This is a genomic window from Haladaptatus ordinarius (genome assembly GCF_054177595.1).
Map to the genome: position 1 here is coordinate 81006 of NZ_JBPEHH010000001.1, position 16546 is coordinate 97551.

The window sequence follows — 16546 nt, forward strand, 5'->3', positions numbered from 1 at the left end:
GAATTATGACACGACAGGAGCTGCTGTCGCTCGACGGAACTGGATTTGAGGGACGAGAAGACGAGTTCTACTCGCTCTGGATACTGGCGACGGCCGTGTACGGGGTCGGTGACGTCGTGACGACGATAGCGCTGCTCGATTTCAGTCCGACCGTAGACGAGGCCAACGTGCTCCTCAGGGCGGCGGTCGAAACGTTCGGTCACGCGGGGCTCGTCGGCCTCAAATTAGCGGTGTTCTTCGCGTGTCTCGGCATTCACGTGTACGGGATACGGGATTCGGAAGACTGGGTCGTGCTGTACGCTCCACCCGTCGTCCTCGCAATCATGGGTGCGTTTTTCACGTCCTACAACATGCGGCTTCTGCTCGGGTAGGCGGGCGAACCGACGCGATGGTCGCGTTCGATTCCGCCTGAACGTCGACCGACGCACCGTCGTTTCGGGGTGGGCTCCCGGTCCGCTGATTCCGTTCGTCCGGAGGAGACCGGGCGTCCTCGCTGGTGGTCGGGGTAGCTTCGGTGGTCGTCTCCGAAGTCGACGTGTCGGTGCTGGTCGTCGAACCGTCCGGCCGTGACACCGTGGTCGTGTCGGCCGTCGTGGCTGGTGTGTCCGTCGGCGGTGGCGACGCCTCGTCCACGTCAGGCGAGGGCTGGAGTGCTGGAAAGACGAACCCGAAACCAGCACCGAGCACGGCTGTGATGGCGACGAGTCCGACGACGACGCCCCGTTTGGTGAGAAAGAACGTGAGGAGACCGCTTCGTGTCATTCTCCTTCTCCTCGGTTGTCTCCGGTCGAATCAGTGTCCCCATCGTCGCCGTTTCCGTCGTCGACGTTTCCGTCGCTCTGGCCGTTCTCGTCGGGAGCAGTAGCCCCGGTGTTTGCCTCGCCGGAGATCTCGCACCTCTCGTCGCGGTTCTCGACGGTCACCGTGAAACTCGCGTCGGCGTACCCCGTGGTCAGCGTCGTCGTCCCGTCGGTCCCGTACACCGTCACGTCGAGACGAAGCCAGACCGTGCGGGTACGTTCCGTTCCGTCCGCGGCCTCGAAATCGGCCGCCGAAAACCCCGGGTCGTCGAGGAGGTTCCTCGCCTCGAAATCGTACTCGAGACGGCCGTGGAGTCCGGCCGCATCGAGTCGTTGGGCCGCGAGTTCGTAATACTGGAGGTCGGCGTCGAGTTTCGCGTACAGCGACAGGGAGAGACTCCCGGCGGGTTCTTCGAGTCCATCCCACGAGACGGTACCCGAGGTTTCGACGACGACCTCGCGGACGCTCCCGTCGTCAGTGGTGAGGACTTCCGTGTTGTTCGGCGTGAATTTCGTATCGACCGCGGCCGTGCTCCCGCTGAGCAGTGCCGGACCGCTCCCTGCGACAGCAAGACCGCCGACCGTTCCGAGAACTGTACGTCGTGTCAGAGTCGTGTTCGGTTTCTTCATCTTTGGTTTCCCGTGTTCGCGTTCCCCGCCGGTTCGGCGAACACTTGTATCGACAGATGAACTATACCATCTCATCCATAAACAGAATTAACTGTTTCACGAGGGGTCAGAGAACCGTTCATACTCGTCCAGAACACCCACAGGAAGTGCCAGAGGACGTCATTCGAAGACAGATATCTTGTAGAACGACGAAGACACGATAGTTCAATCAGCTATCTATTCGATATTCTGTCCAAATATTGCAAATATGTTTTTTACAATATTATAGTATAGTATAAAAATAATAGACAAGAGATATCAGAATCAAAATAATCCGTGTCGGTGCCGTCTTCGACTTCCGAAGTCAACCACGACCTCTCGAAGGAGGACGTCTTCACGGCACTAGGAAACGAACGGCGGCGATACGCCGTTCACTACCTACTCCGGGACGAAGGCGACGTCGAAATCGGTGACCTCGCCGTGCAAATCGCGGCGTGGGAGAATGGTAAGGGCGTCGAAGATATCACGCCACAGGAACGGAGACGGGTGTACAACGCGCTTCAGCAGGTCCACCTGCCGAAGATGGACGAGGTCGGAATCATCCAGTTCGACGCGGACAGGGGCGTCGTCTCCGTGTCCGACGACCTGACCGACCTCCGCGTGTATCTGGAAATCGTTCCCGGCCACGAGATTCCGTGGAGTCAGTACTACCTCCTCCTCGGCGTCTTCAGTGCGTCGGTCACCCTCGCAGCGTGGTTGTCGGTTCCGCCGTTCGGGCGACTGAACCCACTACTGCTCGCGGGGGTCGTGAGCGGATTGTTCGTCGCGTCTGCTGTCGTGCACGCGTATCACGGACGAAATATGCGTCTCGGTGACGCTGAGCGACCGCCGAGCGTCTGAGCACCGTTACAGCCCGACGGACGCCTTCACGGAGAGAACGGACAGTTTCGATTTCAGACGTGTTCGTCCAGGAAGTCCGCAATCGTCGTGTACGCCTTGATGCGATTTTCCAGTTTCGAGAAGCCGTGTCCCTCGTCGTCGAAAATGAGCTTTTCGACGGGAACGCCCTGTTCTGCGGCCTCGTCTGCTATCTGTTCGGCTTCGCCCACGGGGACACGCGGGTCGTTCTCGCCGTGGAGGACGAGCAGTGGAGCCTCGATGCGCTGGATGTTGTTGATGGGGCTGACCGATTCGAGGAACTCCCGGTCGTCCTCGAGCGAGCCGTACTCGGCTTCGCGCAACTCGCGTCGCCAGTCACCCGTATTCTCGAGGAACGTGACGAAGTTGGCGATGCCGACGACGTCCACCCCGGCGGCCCAGAGCTCGGGGGACTCCGTCAGCGCCGCGAGCACCATGAACCCGCCGTAGGAACCGCCCATGGCGACGATACGGTCGGGGTCGACGATTCGCTGGTCGTGGAGCCACTCGACGCCAGCCTCGACGTCTGCTACGGAGTCCATCCGATTTTCCACGTCGTCAAGATGGGTGTACTCCCGGCCGTAGCCCGACGACCCCCTGACGTTCGGTTCGAAGTAGGCGTAGCCGCGATTCAGGAAGTATTGCTTGACCGCGCTGAACGACGGTCTGCGCTGGGACTCCGGCCCGCCGTGGATGTCGACGATGACGGGCGTCTCGCCGGATTCGGCGTCCGCCGGAGCGGAGAAGAACGCGGGTATCGTGCGTCCGTCGAAGCTCTCGAAGTGGACGAGTTTCGGACGAACGAACGTCTCGGGTGGAATGCCGGCGGTCGAAGCGTCCGTCCAGCGTTCGGCGGTTCCCGTCTCGGTTTCGACCACGTAGACGTTCGCGTTGGTCGTGCTGCCGGTGACCGTGATTGCGAACCGCTCCGCGTCGGGGTCGAAACTGACCCCACCCGCGATGCCCCGGGGAAGGTTCGGCGTCGGGAACTCGCGGATAGTCGTCTCACCGGTCAACTCGCCGACCGTGAGTTCGGTGTAGCCGTCCTCGTTTCGAGAGTAAACGAGTCGGCCGGTGTCCTCGTCCAGGGAGACGCCGTCGACGTTCCACTCACCGCCCTCCTCGACGACGTCGATTTCGACCGAATCGAGGTCGAGGCGGGCGAGGTACGTCGTATCCGCCCCCTCGTCCGTGACGAGGTAGAGGGCGTCGCCATCCGGCCCCCAGTTGATGCTCTGGTATCGCACGCTCCCCTCGTGAGGAGTTACGTGCGTGAGGTCGCCCGAATCGATGTCGAGGACGTAGACGTCCTGGTCGAACGATGAGTGGGCTTCGACCACGACCAGTCGGTCGTCATCGGGACTCCACCCGGCGAGCGAGAGCCAGCCGTCACCCTCGTAGACCATCTCGGCGTCGTCGCCCGTCGCGTCGCGGTCCTGGACGTACACGTCGAAGACGGCTTCGTCGCGCCGGTTAGACGTGAACGCGAACTGCGATCCGTCCGAGTTCCACCCGCCCCAGCGATGTTTCGCGTCGGGCGTGGCAGTGAGCGGGGTGATGGTCTCGCCGTCACCGTCGAGTCGGAAGAACTGCTCGCGCTCGTTGCCACCCTCGTCCATTCCGAAGACGAGTTCGTCTCGTTCCGGCGACCACGTCACGAAGGAGACGCGCTCTTCGTGGAACGTGAGTTGCGTGGGCCACGTCCGGGGTTCGTCTATCTGCCATACCTGTGGGACACCCGTCGTGTCCATGAGGAAACTGAGCCGTCGACCGTCCGGGCCGAACGAACCACTGTGTGCGCTCCGAACGTTCAGATACCGCTCGAAATCGTACGGTTCCATTTGTGTTTCATACCCATTCGGGTGTGAAAGGGTTTTGGTAATCGGTAGCGTCCGTCATCTCACCGTTTCAATCACGTGATACTACACCAGATACATCATCTAATTTAACGAGTGAAGATACTAAGCCACACACTTTGAGGAACCGATAACTTGATTTGATCTACGATAATTTATATACTATGGAGCGACATTTTCTAAATTAGATACTAATTCAGAACTGGTACATCGGTTCTCGTTCGATGCTGGTCGGACCGACGGACTCATCATCGCGATTACCAAAGCCGTCTCGACTTTGACCGAAACGCCGCTGGAGGAGATGCCACCGTTGCAGGAGACGGTTGACTGCGACGCGCTCGAGGCTCTCTTCGACTCGTTCAACGTAGACTACAAGTAATTTATCTTATATTTTCAGTTCCCGTTTCACGGCTGTACGGTAGGAATCGATACGACCGGAATGGTGCAAGTCTTCGACGACAGTCGGTACGCTCCAGATGGCTCCGGGTGCTAGCAGCGTGACCCGAGAGACGGAACTGCTCTCGCTGGACGAGTTCGAACTGCGACTCGGCGAACTCGTCGAAACGGGCGCACGAAACGGAATCGGTTTCGACCGCTCGTAGACGTTTCGTCGTCCAGCGGACGACGTTCCCGACGTGATGGTCGAGATAACGTATCTCCACGACGCCCCCGAAGAACGTGGGAAGGGGTAACGGTACCGTTCGAACGGTCTAGTCGGCGTTTCCTCTCGATATTCGGAACCTAACACCCCCGAACAACAGGCCCGTTCTACCGCCAGCGGAACGGCGAGTCGCCAGTCACTCGTCGCCGAAACGTGTCGCTTCTCTCGTCGTCGTCCGAACGGACGACGGTTTTTCGCTTCGGTCGGCTTCGTTCGTCGACGCGGCTTCCCCAACGATATGCGTCGGTCGACGACGCGAATCGAACGCGGGGTAACAACGGATTGAGTGACCGACGGGACACGAGCGCCAGCGAGCGTATCGTGTCCTCAGGAAAACGGTTCAATTCCGAGTTTGCTAGCCGGGTAATCGTTCACGCGAGAGCGACATGGAAGGATACGAACTGAACGGAGTCGCCGATTTATGCGGGTACTGCATGTCTGGATAGTAACCGGGTGGGGAGAATGAATACGACACGAACGCAAGAGACACACGACCAGACGCCGTCCGGTCAGACTCCGGAGTCTGACCAGACACGGTCGTGCTCGGTCTCCGAACAGGAGGTGTACGACGCGGTAAAGAATCTGCGCCGGCGGTACGTGCTGTATCACGTCAACAGAGAACGCCGACCGGTGAAACTGGGGGAACTCGCGGAACAGATCGCGGCGTGGGAGAACAACGTCGACGTCGAAGACGTGACGCCCGAGCAGAGAAAATCGGTCTACAGCGCACTGTATCAGACGCATCTCCCGAAACTGGAGAACATCGGCATCGTCACCTACGACCGCGAGACGAAGGTGGTATCCTTTACCGACAACGCCGAAGATTTCGAACTGTACCTCGCCACGGACTCACAGACGACGATTCCGTGGCACAAACTGTACGTCCTGCTCTCCGGTGTCAGCGCACTGTTGGTCGTGCTCGGATGGCTGGGTATCGTTCCGTTCTCTGGCTTTCAACTCGCGGTCGTCGTTCTCACGGCGTTCGGTGTGACAGCACTCGGACACTTCTACGACCACCGCTGCTGGCAGCGTCGCTTTCAGGATTCGACGCCCGACCTCGCGCTCGGATTCAGCGAGAGTCGATGGTTCCAGTGAGCACGTAACTATTCGTCGTGCGAACCGTATGAAAGAAGACTTTTACTTTCGCGTTTCGTGGCGGCGAGTATGCGCGTCGCGTTCGTCGCAGAGGTGACGGCTCAACACGAAGAGACGGGGGCGAGACGCCGGCTTCGGCGCACCGCAGAACTCCTCGCTGCTCGCGGTCACGACGTCCTCGTCTTCTGTTCGAAGTGGTGGGACGGCGACCACGAGACGTTCGAGCGAGCGAACGTAACCTATCGCGCAGTGACGACCGAACCACCCGGCGAGGTCCCGTCCCGGCGGTTCGCACTCTCGCTTCCCGGCGCGCTCCGCCGCGCGAAACCCGACGTGATTCACGCCGCCGCCGTTCCGAAACACGTGCTGGCCGCCAAGACGGCGAGCAAACTCGCCCGTATCCCGCTCGTCGTGGACTGGTACGAACCCCCACCTGCGGCGACGAAGGTCCCATCGAGAGGCCTCCGCATGACCGCGCGCCCCGGACGAACTCGTCACCCCTTCCGAGACGGTGAAGACGCGCGTTCGGGAACATGGGTGCGAGCGCAGCGGACGTGCGCGTGATTCCGAACAGCATCGACATGGACGCATCCGCGACGCGCAGGTCGTCGAGGGTGCCGACATCGTCTACTCGCGCCGTCTCGACGAAGACGCCAACTTAGAGAGCCTGCTCCTCGCGCTGGCCGAACTTCGCGACAAGGGCTGGCACGCCGTCGTCATCGGTGACGGCCCCGACCGCGACCGCTAAGAACGACAGGCCGCCGACCTCCGTATCGAAGACCGTGTGGAGTTCACGGGGGCACAACCCGTCGAGAAACGAATCCCCGTCTTCCGGGGGGCACACGTCTACGTCCAGACCGCCCGACGCGAGGCGTTCCCAACCGACCTCCTGCGCGCGCTGGCGTGTGGCTGTGCGGGCGTGGTGGAGTACCACGTCGAGTCGAGCGCCCACGAACTGGTCGAACGCGAAGACCGAACGTTTCGGACCACGAGCGAACAGGAACTCACCGACGCGCTTCGGTCTGCCGCCGACCTTCCGAAAATGACGGTAAACGAGGCGTTCGCACGCTACGACCACCAGTCCATACTGGAGCAGTATCTCGACTGCTACCGAGACGTACAGGATTCGTTCGGCCTCTTCTGACCCGGCCATACCGTCTTATTCTCCGCCTCAGTGGCTGAGAGTAGCATTCAGTCTACCTTTATATTGTTACTATGCGTACAATTTGTATGGCTGCTATTGAAATGAACGGCGTAACTAAACAGTTCGGAGAGGTGACCGCACTCCGCGACGTGGACCTCGTCGTGGAGGAGGGCGAGATTTTCGGCTTCCTCGGCCCCAACGGGGCGGGCAAGTCCACGACCATCGACGTGTTGCTCGACTTCGTCCGTCCGACCGCCGGGAGCGCGACCGTCCTCGGGTTCGACGCTCAGGAAGAGAGTCAAGAAGTCCGCAAGCGTGTAGGTGTCCTCCCTGACGCGTACCGCGTCTACGACCGACTGACGGGTCGCCAGCACGTCGAGTTCGCCATCCGGTCGAAAGACGCCGACGACGACCCGTTGGCGATTTTAGAGCGCGTCGGTATCGCCGACGCCGCCGACCGGAAAGCCGGTGGCTACTCGAAGGGGATGCGCCAGCGTCTCGTCCTCGGGATGGCGCTCGTCGGCGAACCGGACTTGCTCATCCTCGACGAACCGTCGACCGGCCTCGACCCGAAAGGTGCCCGCGAGATGCGCGAGATAATCAGCCAAGAGCGCGACCGGGGCGCGACGGTGTTTTTCTCCAGTCACATCCTGGCGCAGGTCGAAGCGATCTGCGACCGCGTCGGCATCCTGATGGGCGGCGAACTGGTCGCGGTCGACACCATCGACGGTTTGCGCGACTCCATCACCGTCGAACAGACCCTCTCTATCACGACCGACCGATCCGTCGACGAATCGGCGCTCGCCGCCATCCGCGCGGTCGATGGCGTCTCACAGGCCACGGCGACCGAGACGGCTGTGGCCGTGGCGCTGGAGTCTCGCTCGAAAGCGGCCGTGTTGAACGCTCTCGAAGAGCGAGGCATCGGCGTCGACGACTTCAGCACCGAAGAGACCTCGCTGGAAGAACTGTTCATGGCGTACACCGACGGTCGCTCGACCGATGAACCGACGGAGGTGGTCGCATGACCTGGACCGTCGTCGCACACAAGGACTTCCAGGACGCACGACTCTCGAAGACCCTCTGGGCGCTGTCGGCGCTGTTCGTCGTCTTCGCAGCAGGCATGGCGTACCTCTACGCCGTCTTCCCCGGACTGGGTAGCGAGGCAGAAGAGCTCTCGGCGCTCGGTCTCATGTTCTTCCTCGCCGCGCCCGCCACCCTCTTCGTCTCCATCACGGCGGTCGTCCTCGCCGCCAAGTCCGTCGCGGGCGAGCGCGAGACCGGGAGCATGAAGCTCCTGCTCTCGTACCCCCACTCGCGCCGCGACGTGGTACTCGGGAAGGTCGCCGGACGGGCCGTGGTGCTCGCACTGCCCATCCTCGTCGGATTCGCCGTCGCTGCCATCGTGGTGCTAGCGAAGTACGCGACCTTTTCGCCGGTCCATTACGTGCTGTTCGTGCTGCTGACGGTGTTGTACGCGTTCGCGTACATCAGCCTCGTCGTCGGTCTCTCGGCCACGACGGGGTCGGGGGCACGCGCAACGGCGATGGCAATCGGCGTGTTCGTCGTGCTCGAACTCCTCTGGGACGTCGTGCCCATCGGCCTCCTCTACCTATTGGATGGCGCGCTCGTCCCGCCACAGGAGTACCCGAACTGGGCGCTGTTCCTCTCGGGACTCACCCCGAGCGCCGCCTACACGACCGCGATGGGTGCCGTTCTCCCAGAAGCACCCACTGCAGTCCTCGGATACGGGCCGAACGGTGACGTGCCGTTCTACCTCGCCGACTGGTTCGGACTCGTCCTCCTCGTCGCGTGGGCCGTCGTCCCGGTCAGTCTGGGCTATCTCCGATTCCGCGCCGCCGACCTCTGAGCACTATTTTTATCACCCGTATATTATATTATTAGTATATTCGTCTATTAGAAAAATTCTTTACACGATAGGGTATGTTGTAATTTGCGATTCATCCATGGAAGACAAACAGACGCGACGAGATTTCCTTCGTATCACCGGAGCGACCGCGGTCACGCTCCCGACCGTGGCCACCGTTTCCGGCGCGAGCGACGGTGGTGACTTCGCGTGGCCGATTACCGGCACCATCACGTCCGACTACTACGACAGCCGTGACGGCGGGACGCGCACCCACCGCGGAATCGACGCCGACCAGTACACCGGCCAGCCAGTCTACGCGGCCCGCGCCGGGACGGTCACGACCGCCAGTTACACCAGCGGGTACGGCTACCGCGTGAAGATAGAGCACGACGGCAGCTACCGGACTCGGTACGCCCACTGTCAGTCGGATCTGAAGGTGAACGTCGGCGACTGGGTCGAGCGCCACGAGCACATCGCCGACCTCGGCGGCAGTGGCGGCTACGAACCCCACGTCCACTTCGACATCAAGCACGGTGGAAGCTACGTCTACATCCCAGGCGATTCGGGAGACTGGATCAAGTACACCGACTCGATTCCGTACGACTACACCGGCATCAGCGGTTCGAACGGTGATGAGAGTACGGGTTACAGCTGGCCGACTTACTCCTACGGCGACCAGGAGGAGGCGGTCTACTCCATCCAGTATCTCCTCGAAGAACACGGACACGCACTCGACTACCACGACGGTATCTACGGCTCCGAAGTTCAGAGTGCAGTCGAATCGTTCCAGTCCAACCACGGACTCGCCGTGGACGGCGTCGTCGGCCCCAACACCTGGGGCGAACTGTACGTCACGGTCTGGGACGCGAACGACGACCCGTGGTGGGCGACCTACGGTGCCCAGCACCACCTCCGCGACGGACAAGGCTACGACATCGCGGTCGACGGCTACTACGGTTCGGAGACCGAGACCGCTGTGCGGGATTTCCAATCTAACGCGGGCATCACCGTGGATGGCGTCATCGACCACGATACGTGGCAGGCGCTGATGGACATTCCGAACTGAGAGATAGCTATCTGAACCGAGAATCCGATACGACGGCTCGCGTTCAGTCGTCTCCGGTATCCGGCGGTTCGAATCGCTCGGGCGACTCCGCCGCCTCGACCGCCCGTACCGCCGCGACGTTCTCGGCGACGTCGTGAACCCGGACGACGTCGGCCCCGCGTTCGGCGGCGATTGTGGTTCCGGCGACCGTCGCGGCGGTGCGGTCGTCGTCCTCGCCGATGAGGCCGAACATCGACTTGTGAGAGTGACCGACGAGCACGGGACAGTCGAGGGCGTGGAACTCACCCGTCCTACCGAGCAGTTCGAAACTCTCGGCGGCGCGTTTGCCGAAGCCGAGTCCCGGATCGACGAGTATCTGTTCCCTATCGAGTCCCGCCTTCTCCGCGAGCAACACGCGCTCTTCCAGTTGGGCGATGACGTCTTCGACGACGTCGTCGTACTCGACCGACCGCTCCGGAACCACGGGTGCGTCGATGCTGTGCATCACCACGAGCGGCGCGTCGTACTCGGCTGCGACGAAACGCATCTCCGGGTCTTCGAGGCCCGATACGTCGTTCACGATGTCCGCACCCGCGTCGAGGGCGGCGCGGGCGACCGCCGCCTTCCGCGTGTCGACCGAGAGCATCACGTCGAGGTCTCTGACCGCCTCGACGACGGGGACGACGCGCGCTATCTCCTCGTCGGTCGTGATTTCGTCCGCGCCGGGGCGCGTGCTCTCTCCGCCGATATCGACGATGTCCGCGCCCGCCTCGACCATCTCTCGCGCTCGCTCGATGGCATCTCCACGGGCTTCGTACTCCCCGCCGTCGTGGAAACTGTCTGGCGTGACGTTGAGGATGCCCATCACCGCCGTCCGGCCTTCCCACGGGTAGCCGCGCTCGTCGGCGGTCTGCTGGATTCCTAACGTGTGCCGGAGTTCGTCGGCGAACACCGACAGGCCGTACGGTCGCCCGTCGAGTTCGTCGGCGAGTCGTTCGAACTGCGCCAGCGTCCCCATCAGCAGGACGTCGACGCTCTCGTCGTCCCTCTCGTTCAACCCCGACTGGGCGCACTCGCCGCCGAGGCTGAGCAGCGTCTCTCTGACGTACTGGGCTTGCCGGGTCTGAACGCGGGTCTTCAGCACGCGGTGGACGGCTTTCCCCCGCATTCGCCAGACGCCGGGTTCCGAGACGTGTGTCCCGTCGAGTGCGTCGCTCGCGTCGTCCAGATTGCGAATTCGTTTCGGAATCTCGTCGCGCGTCCAGCGCGCCCGCGCCTCCGCGACCGCGAACAGTGACCCGGCGACGAGGACGAGGTCGTCGGGGGAAGCGCGGTTGAGGGCGTCGTCCAGCGCGCTCTCGACCGAACTGACTCGTTCGATGCCGTCGGCGTGTTCTTCGAACACCCGAGCGACGACTTCCTCGTCCTCCGCGCGGTCGATGTTCGGCCGGCACGCGACGACGCGGTCGGGCGTCGGAAGCGCGTCGGCCATCCCTCGAACGTCCTTGTCGTGCATCACGCCGAAGACGAGGTGGAACTCGTCGTAGTCGAACTCGGCGATGGTGTTGGCGAGCGCCTCGCACGCACCGGGGTTGTGTGCCCCATCGAGCACCACGAGCGGGTCGGTGCCCATCACCTCGAACCGCCCCGGCCAGAACCCCTTCTGGAGTCCCCGCGCGAGGTGGTCCTCGTCCACGTCGGCGACCTGCCGAGCGAGCACGGCCGCGATTCCCGCGTTCTGTGCCTGATACTCGCCGAACAGGGGGATGGCCGTCTCGACCTCCCACTCGGACCCCGACAGGGAGATTCCCGCCTCGGTATGGTTGGTCCGCCCCTCGTAGGTGGCCTGCACGTCGACCGGGTCGCCCGCCGCACCGCCATCATCCTCACCGACGACGACGACCTCCCCCGCTTGCGCTCGAATCGCGTCGAGCGCCTCCCCGGATGCGCCGGTGACCAGCGGAACGTCGGCGGGCGCGACGTGTGCCTTGTCGCGGGCTATCTCCTCGATGGTCTCGCCGATGATGCCGGTGTGTTCGAGCGTCACGCTCGTCACCGCCGACGCGATGGGGTCGACCACGCTCGTCGCGTCGTAGCGCCCGCCGATGCCGACTTCGAGCACGGCCACGTCGACGTCTTCGCGCCCGAAGTACCAGAGTGCCATCGCGGTCATCCCCTCGAAGAACGTCGGGGAGTCGCCGCGCGCGGCGCGGTCGGTGACGTAGTCGTGAACTGTGTCGACGAACTCGGTCAGGGCGGTTTTCGTTATCTTGCGCCCGTCGACCGTGATTCGTTCGCGCACGTCGTCGAAGTGCGGCGACGTGTAGAGGCCGACGGTCAGTCCCGCCTCGCGGAGCACCTGCTCCGTCATCCGGGCCGTGCTTCCCTTCCCGTTCGACCCCGCCACCTGCACGAATCGCACGCCGTCGTGGGGGTCGCCGAGGTGTGCGAGGAGGTCTGCGGTGGACTCCGTCCCCGGTTTCGGGCGGAACCGCCGCAAGTCGAAAAGAAAGTTCGCTGCCTCGTGGTAGTCCATACCTGTGACGACAGAAGCCGCGCGCTTTAGATTGTCGGAGTCGAACCAGTAGCGAAACTGAACCGTCTACCGTTCGGACTGGAACGACGAGTCGGCGCGGGACGAAACTATCAACGTGCCCGACTTCGCCAGCGACGACGTGAGAATCGTTCTGGACTGGGGTGCAGAGAGTCTGGAACGAACGGTGAGCGTCGAGAAGTAGTCTACCGGTCGAACTCGCGTTCTGCTCGCCTGCGCTCTCGTCGCGCTCGTCCCCCGTCACCGCCGTCCACGAGCCGTTTCATCCGTCGCTCGAACTCCATCTCGCCGATTTCGTCTTCCACGTACTGTCGTTTCAGCTCGTCCATACGGTCTTCTCTCGTCGGTTCGACCCGCTTCGAGAGGCCGAGCGAACTGGCTCTGGGGAACAGTCGCTCGAACCGTCGGAGGAGTCGAGCGAGTCGGTCGTCGCGGGGCATCGACACGCGCCGCGCGGCGGTGACCATCAGGGCGACGAACAGCAGTCCCGCGAGGAGTCCATCGAGCAGAAACGCCAGGATGTAGGGTGCGGCAGCGTCGATGAGCGCGACGAGCAGTGGCGTGTTGGCGTACTCGGGATTGCCGAGCGACGAGAGTGCCGCGAACAGCCCGAGGGCGGAGATACCGACGAGGACGACCAGCGAGAGCACCAGTCCCGCGAGGAGCGTCTTGACTTTTGAATCGCCGAGCAGTCCCATTGTTCGGTGTTCGTGGTGAGTACACTTCAATTCGTTCTCCGTCGTCTCTCGGCCGCGACGGTTTTGCACCTGCGGGTCGAGTACGGTTCGTGATGCCGTACGAACAGTGCAACGGAGCAGAAATCTACTTCGAGGACAGGGGAGAGGGGACGACGGTCGTCTTCCTGCCGGGGGTGACGACGGGGGTGCGATTTTTTACGCCACAACTGGCGAACCTCTCGGACGACTTCCGGACCGTCGCGTTCGACTACCGTGGTCACGGTCGGTCGGAGAAGACCGAGACGGGACACACGGTGCCCCAGTACGCCCGCGACCTGCGGGCGTTTCTCGACCAGCGAGACATAGACGACGTCGTGCTGGTCGGCTGGTCGATGGGCGCGCTCGTCGCGTGGGAGTACGTCGACCAGTTCGGCACCGACGGGATTCGAGGTCTCGTGGTCGTAGACATGTCGGCATCGGCGTTCCGATGGGACGACTTCGACCACGGCAATACGGATTTCGCTCGGTTGATGGAGACACTCGAACTGGTACAGACCGACCACCTCGGTCTCGTCGAGGGACTCATCGACGCGACGTTCAAGGAACCACCGTCGGAAGAGACGAGACGGCTGGCCTTCGACGAAGTTTCTCGCACGCCGCCGCCCATCAAGAGCGCCATCCTCTTCGATTACCCGACCCACGACTACCGCGACGTCCTCCCCGACGTCGACGTCCCGACGCTCGTCTGCGCCGGCGCGGACGAGAAGTGGCGAACCGTCGCCGCCGTCGAAGACGTCGCAGACCGCATCCCGAGCGCCGAGTTCGAACCGTTCGAGGAGAGCGGACACGTCCTCTCCCTGGAAGAGCCGGAACGGTTCAATCGGGCCATCGCCGATTTCGTCGGGGGATTGTAGAACACCAGCGAATCGGCTCGGACGGCGAACGAGAGAGAGCCGTCCGCGTGAGGATACTACGATGTCTGGGGTCTACATTCAACGTGTCTAATCGCTCATTTCTTCTGACGATGACAAAGATTAACCACTCCTCGGCCGAATCTTGGGATACGATCCCGGAGTACACCTTGCACGTTCCCTCGATTCGCGGCGCGACCAAAGAATCGCCCGACACACCCTACGACGAGGACGACTTCCCGATGGACGACATGGCGGACATCGACGACTACTTCCTCCTCTCGACGTCCGACATCCCGCCGGAGTCGTTCGACGACCTCTATCTCCCCGTCGCCCACTTGGACCAGTGACTGAGCCTGCCGTTGCTCAAAGAGGCGCTGGACGAAATCGAGACGCTGGAGGGGCTGGACGACGAGACGAAGACCGAGACCATCGACATGATTCACGACCTCGGGGAGTGTTTCCCGAACGAGGGACTCGACGGCTAAAGCAGGTTTTCGACCCATCTCGACGGCGATTTCGCGTTTACGAGAGCTTTTTCTGCGATTTCGCTTCGCTTCATGTCGGAAACCGTGCGAGACGGTCGCCCGCGGGCGCTGCGTCTCGCTTGCTCCCGACATTCGTTCACTTCGTTCAGTCGTGTCTGAAACACCGTCGTTCCGCCTCGCTCCACGACGTGCTTTATGTACTCTTTCGCTTGCGCTCAGTCGTGCCTAAAACATCGACTCCCCGTGAACACCATCGCCATGCCGTGCTCGTCGGCGGCCTCGATGACGTCGTCGTCGTTGACCGACCCGCCGGGTTGGACGACCGCCTCGATGCCGGCATCGGCGGCCTCCTCGATGGCGTCCGGGAACGGGAAGAAGGCGTCGCTGGCCATCACTGCGCCGTCGGCGTCCTTGCCCTCGGCGTCGCGTTCGGCCTTCATCTTCGCTATCTCGACCGCGTCGACGCGGCTGACCTGCCCCGCGCCGACGCCGACCGTCTCGGTGTCTTTGGCGAAGAGGATAGCGTTCGATTTGACGTGCTTGATGGTCTGCCACGCAAAGAGCATGGAATCCAGTTGCTCTTCGGTCGGTTCACGTTCCGTGACGACTTCGAGGTCGTCGCGGGTCGGCGCTTGCAGGTCGCGTTCCTGTACCAGTCGCCCGCCGACGAGGTCTTTTTCGGTGTGGGATTCGGTGATTTCGCCCAGTTCGCCGACGTCGAGCACGCGGAGATTCTTCTTCTCGCGGAGCGTCGCCAGTGCGTCGTCGGAGTAGCCGGGCGCGACGACGACCTCCTTGAACGAGTCCACGACGTGTTCGGCGGTGGCCTCGTCGCACTCCCGGTTGAGGGCGACGATGCCGCCGAACGCGCTCTTCGCGTCGGTCGAGAGCGCGCGGTCGTAGGCTTCGGCGAGCGAGTCGGCGGTGGCACAGCCAGCGGGATTGGTGTGTTTGATGACGGCGCACGCGGGGCGGTCGAACTCCTTGACGAGGTTCAGCGCGGCGTCGGCGTCGTTGTAGTTGTTGTACGACAACGCCTTCGCGCCCTCGTTCAACTGCTCTGCGTGGACGACGCTCGCCTCCTCGCAGGCGGCGTCGGCGTAGAGCGCGGCGTCCTGATGGGGGTTCTCGCCGTACCGGAGGTCGGCCGCTCGGTCGGCGGTTTCGACCCGCCGGGCGGGGAGTGCGTCGGCCGCGTCATCGGAGACGTGAACGGCGTTCGCGTCGTAATCGACGTCTGCCTCGCCTTCCGCGAACCACCGCACTGCGCGTGGATACGCCTTGAACTCGCCTCGATACAGCACGCGCTCTTTCAGCCTCTCTTTCGTGTCGCCGTCGTAGACCGGAATCGGTTCCTGCGTGACGATGGGTCCACTGTCTACCTTTCCGGGGTCTACCGCGCCCGTCTCGTCGGTCGCGTCCGTGACGACGTGAACCGTACAACCGGTGAGACTCACGCCCGCGTCAAGGGCGTCCCCCCAGGCGTCCATTCCGGGGAACGACGGGAGGAGCGACGGGTGGACGTTCAGCGTCACGGGGACCTCGTCCAGAAACTCGCTCGTGAGGATTCGCATGTACCCGTCGAGGCAGACAAGGTCGAAGTCGTACTCCGAGAGCGCATCGAGCACGCGACGTTCGTGCGCCTGCCGCGATTCGTCGTCTCCCAGTTCGACGACCTCGGTCGGAATGCCGCGTTCTTTCGCTTTCTCCAGGACCGGCGCGTCCGCGCTGTTCGTCAGGACGACCGCGAATTCCGCCCCGCCCGGCGCGAGGTCGTCGATGTGCATGAGGTTTCGACCACGGTTCCCGGCCATTCCCGCAATCCCTGTCATGGTCGGAAGACCGACCGGCGTGGGCAAAGAAGTTGCGGTCGAGTGCCGGAGAGTATACAATTTCGTGCATAGATTCTGCATTTCGAGCT

Annotated in this window: 16 protein-coding genes and 1 pseudogene; 11 read left to right on the top strand and 6 right to left on the bottom strand. The window is 62.7% G+C overall.

Features of this window, described 5'->3' with window-relative positions; all coding sequences use genetic code 11:
• Positions 1-5: 5 nt before the first annotated feature.
• Positions 6-371, top strand: coding sequence for a DUF5658 family protein (locus ACR3FF_RS00500; protein ID WP_458185064.1), 366 nt, complete (start codon positions 6-8; stop codon positions 369-371).
• Here the strand turns inward: ACR3FF_RS00500 and ACR3FF_RS00505 are convergent.
• Positions 337-762 carry a hypothetical protein gene (locus tag ACR3FF_RS00505; RefSeq protein WP_458185066.1) on the bottom strand — a complete coding sequence of 142 codons (426 nt, stop codon included), beginning with the start codon at positions 760-762 and terminating at the stop codon, positions 337-339. The two genes, ACR3FF_RS00500 and ACR3FF_RS00505, sit on opposite strands and share 35 nt — an antisense overlap.
• Positions 759-1430 carry a hypothetical protein gene (locus ACR3FF_RS00510; RefSeq protein ID WP_458185068.1) on the bottom strand — a complete coding sequence of 224 codons (672 nt, stop codon included), beginning with the start codon at positions 1428-1430 and terminating at the stop codon, positions 759-761. Before ACR3FF_RS00510 ends, ACR3FF_RS00505 begins: the two co-directional genes overlap by 4 nt.
• A gap of 321 nt (positions 1431-1751) precedes the next feature.
• Between ACR3FF_RS00510 and ACR3FF_RS00515 the strand changes: the two genes are divergently transcribed.
• Positions 1752-2309: a DUF7344 domain-containing protein gene (locus ACR3FF_RS00515; RefSeq protein ID WP_458185070.1), complete on the top strand. Its 558-nt coding sequence runs from the start codon at positions 1752-1754 to the stop codon at positions 2307-2309.
• 53 nt (positions 2310-2362) lie between these two features.
• Here ACR3FF_RS00515 and ACR3FF_RS00520 read toward each other — a convergent pair whose 3' ends face one another.
• Positions 2363-4168, bottom strand: a complete 1806-nt coding sequence (locus ACR3FF_RS00520) for a S9 family peptidase (protein WP_458185072.1) — start codon at positions 4166-4168, stop codon at positions 2363-2365.
• 271 nt (positions 4169-4439) lie between these two features.
• On the opposite strand from ACR3FF_RS00520, the gene ACR3FF_RS00525 reads away from it, so the two are divergent.
• From ACR3FF_RS00525 to ACR3FF_RS00550, 6 genes and pseudogenes are all read left to right on the top strand, one after another.
• Entirely contained in the window at positions 4440-4562 is a 123-nt protein-coding gene (locus ACR3FF_RS00525) for a HalOD1 output domain-containing protein (protein WP_458185348.1), read from the top strand.
• A gap of 744 nt (positions 4563-5306) precedes the next feature.
• Complete coding sequence (locus ACR3FF_RS00530) at positions 5307-5939, top strand: DUF7344 domain-containing protein (RefSeq protein WP_458185074.1); 633 nt, start codon at positions 5307-5309, stop codon at positions 5937-5939.
• Positions 5940-6008: 69 nt separating this feature from the next.
• Positions 6009-7083: pseudogene (locus tag ACR3FF_RS00535) on the top strand (glycosyltransferase family 4 protein).
• An 86-nt stretch (positions 7084-7169) separates the two neighbouring features.
• Positions 7170-8108 (top strand): ABC transporter ATP-binding protein, encoded by a 939-nt coding sequence (locus ACR3FF_RS00540; RefSeq protein ID WP_458185076.1) that lies wholly within the window; start codon positions 7170-7172, stop codon positions 8106-8108.
• On the top strand, positions 8105-8950 hold the full coding sequence (locus ACR3FF_RS00545) for an ABC transporter permease (RefSeq protein ID WP_458185078.1): 846 nt from the start codon (positions 8105-8107) through the stop codon (positions 8948-8950). Before ACR3FF_RS00540 ends, ACR3FF_RS00545 begins: the two co-directional genes overlap by 4 nt.
• A 97-nt stretch (positions 8951-9047) precedes the next feature.
• Positions 9048-10016, top strand: coding sequence for a peptidoglycan hydrolase (locus ACR3FF_RS00550; protein ID WP_458185079.1), 969 nt, complete (start codon positions 9048-9050; stop codon positions 10014-10016).
• Between the two features lie 43 nt (positions 10017-10059).
• Here ACR3FF_RS00550 and folP read toward each other — a convergent pair whose 3' ends face one another.
• The gene (folP, locus tag ACR3FF_RS00555) at positions 10060-12531 is read right to left on the bottom strand and encodes a dihydropteroate synthase (protein WP_458185081.1); all 2472 of its coding nucleotides are present in this window, start codon (positions 12529-12531) and stop codon (positions 10060-10062) included.
• Between the two features lie 203 nt (positions 12532-12734).
• A complete protein-coding gene (locus ACR3FF_RS00560) occupies positions 12735-13247 on the bottom strand; it encodes an SHOCT domain-containing protein (RefSeq protein WP_458185083.1) in 513 nt (170 codons plus the stop codon).
• 92 nt (positions 13248-13339) lie between these two features.
• Here ACR3FF_RS00560 and ACR3FF_RS00565 point away from each other — a divergent pair, with 92 nt between their 5' ends.
• The 3 genes from ACR3FF_RS00565 to ACR3FF_RS00575 all read left to right on the top strand — a co-directional run bounded on the left by ACR3FF_RS00565 (position 13340) and on the right by ACR3FF_RS00575 (position 14625).
• A complete protein-coding gene (locus ACR3FF_RS00565; RefSeq protein ID WP_458185085.1) occupies positions 13340-14140 on the top strand; it encodes an alpha/beta fold hydrolase in 801 nt (266 codons plus the stop codon).
• Positions 14141-14250: 110 nt separating this feature from the next.
• Positions 14251-14487 (top strand): hypothetical protein, encoded by a 237-nt coding sequence (locus tag ACR3FF_RS00570; RefSeq protein ID WP_458185087.1) that lies wholly within the window; start codon positions 14251-14253, stop codon positions 14485-14487.
• Between the two features lie 12 nt (positions 14488-14499).
• Positions 14500-14625 (top strand): hypothetical protein, encoded by a 126-nt coding sequence (locus ACR3FF_RS00575; RefSeq protein ID WP_458185089.1) that lies wholly within the window; start codon positions 14500-14502, stop codon positions 14623-14625.
• 215 nt (positions 14626-14840) lie between these two features.
• Here the strand turns inward: ACR3FF_RS00575 and purH are convergent, their stop codons facing one another.
• Entirely contained in the window at positions 14841-16457 is a 1617-nt protein-coding gene (purH, locus tag ACR3FF_RS00580; protein WP_458185090.1) for a bifunctional phosphoribosylaminoimidazolecarboxamide formyltransferase/IMP cyclohydrolase, read from the bottom strand.
• Positions 16458-16546: the final 89 nt, after the last annotated feature.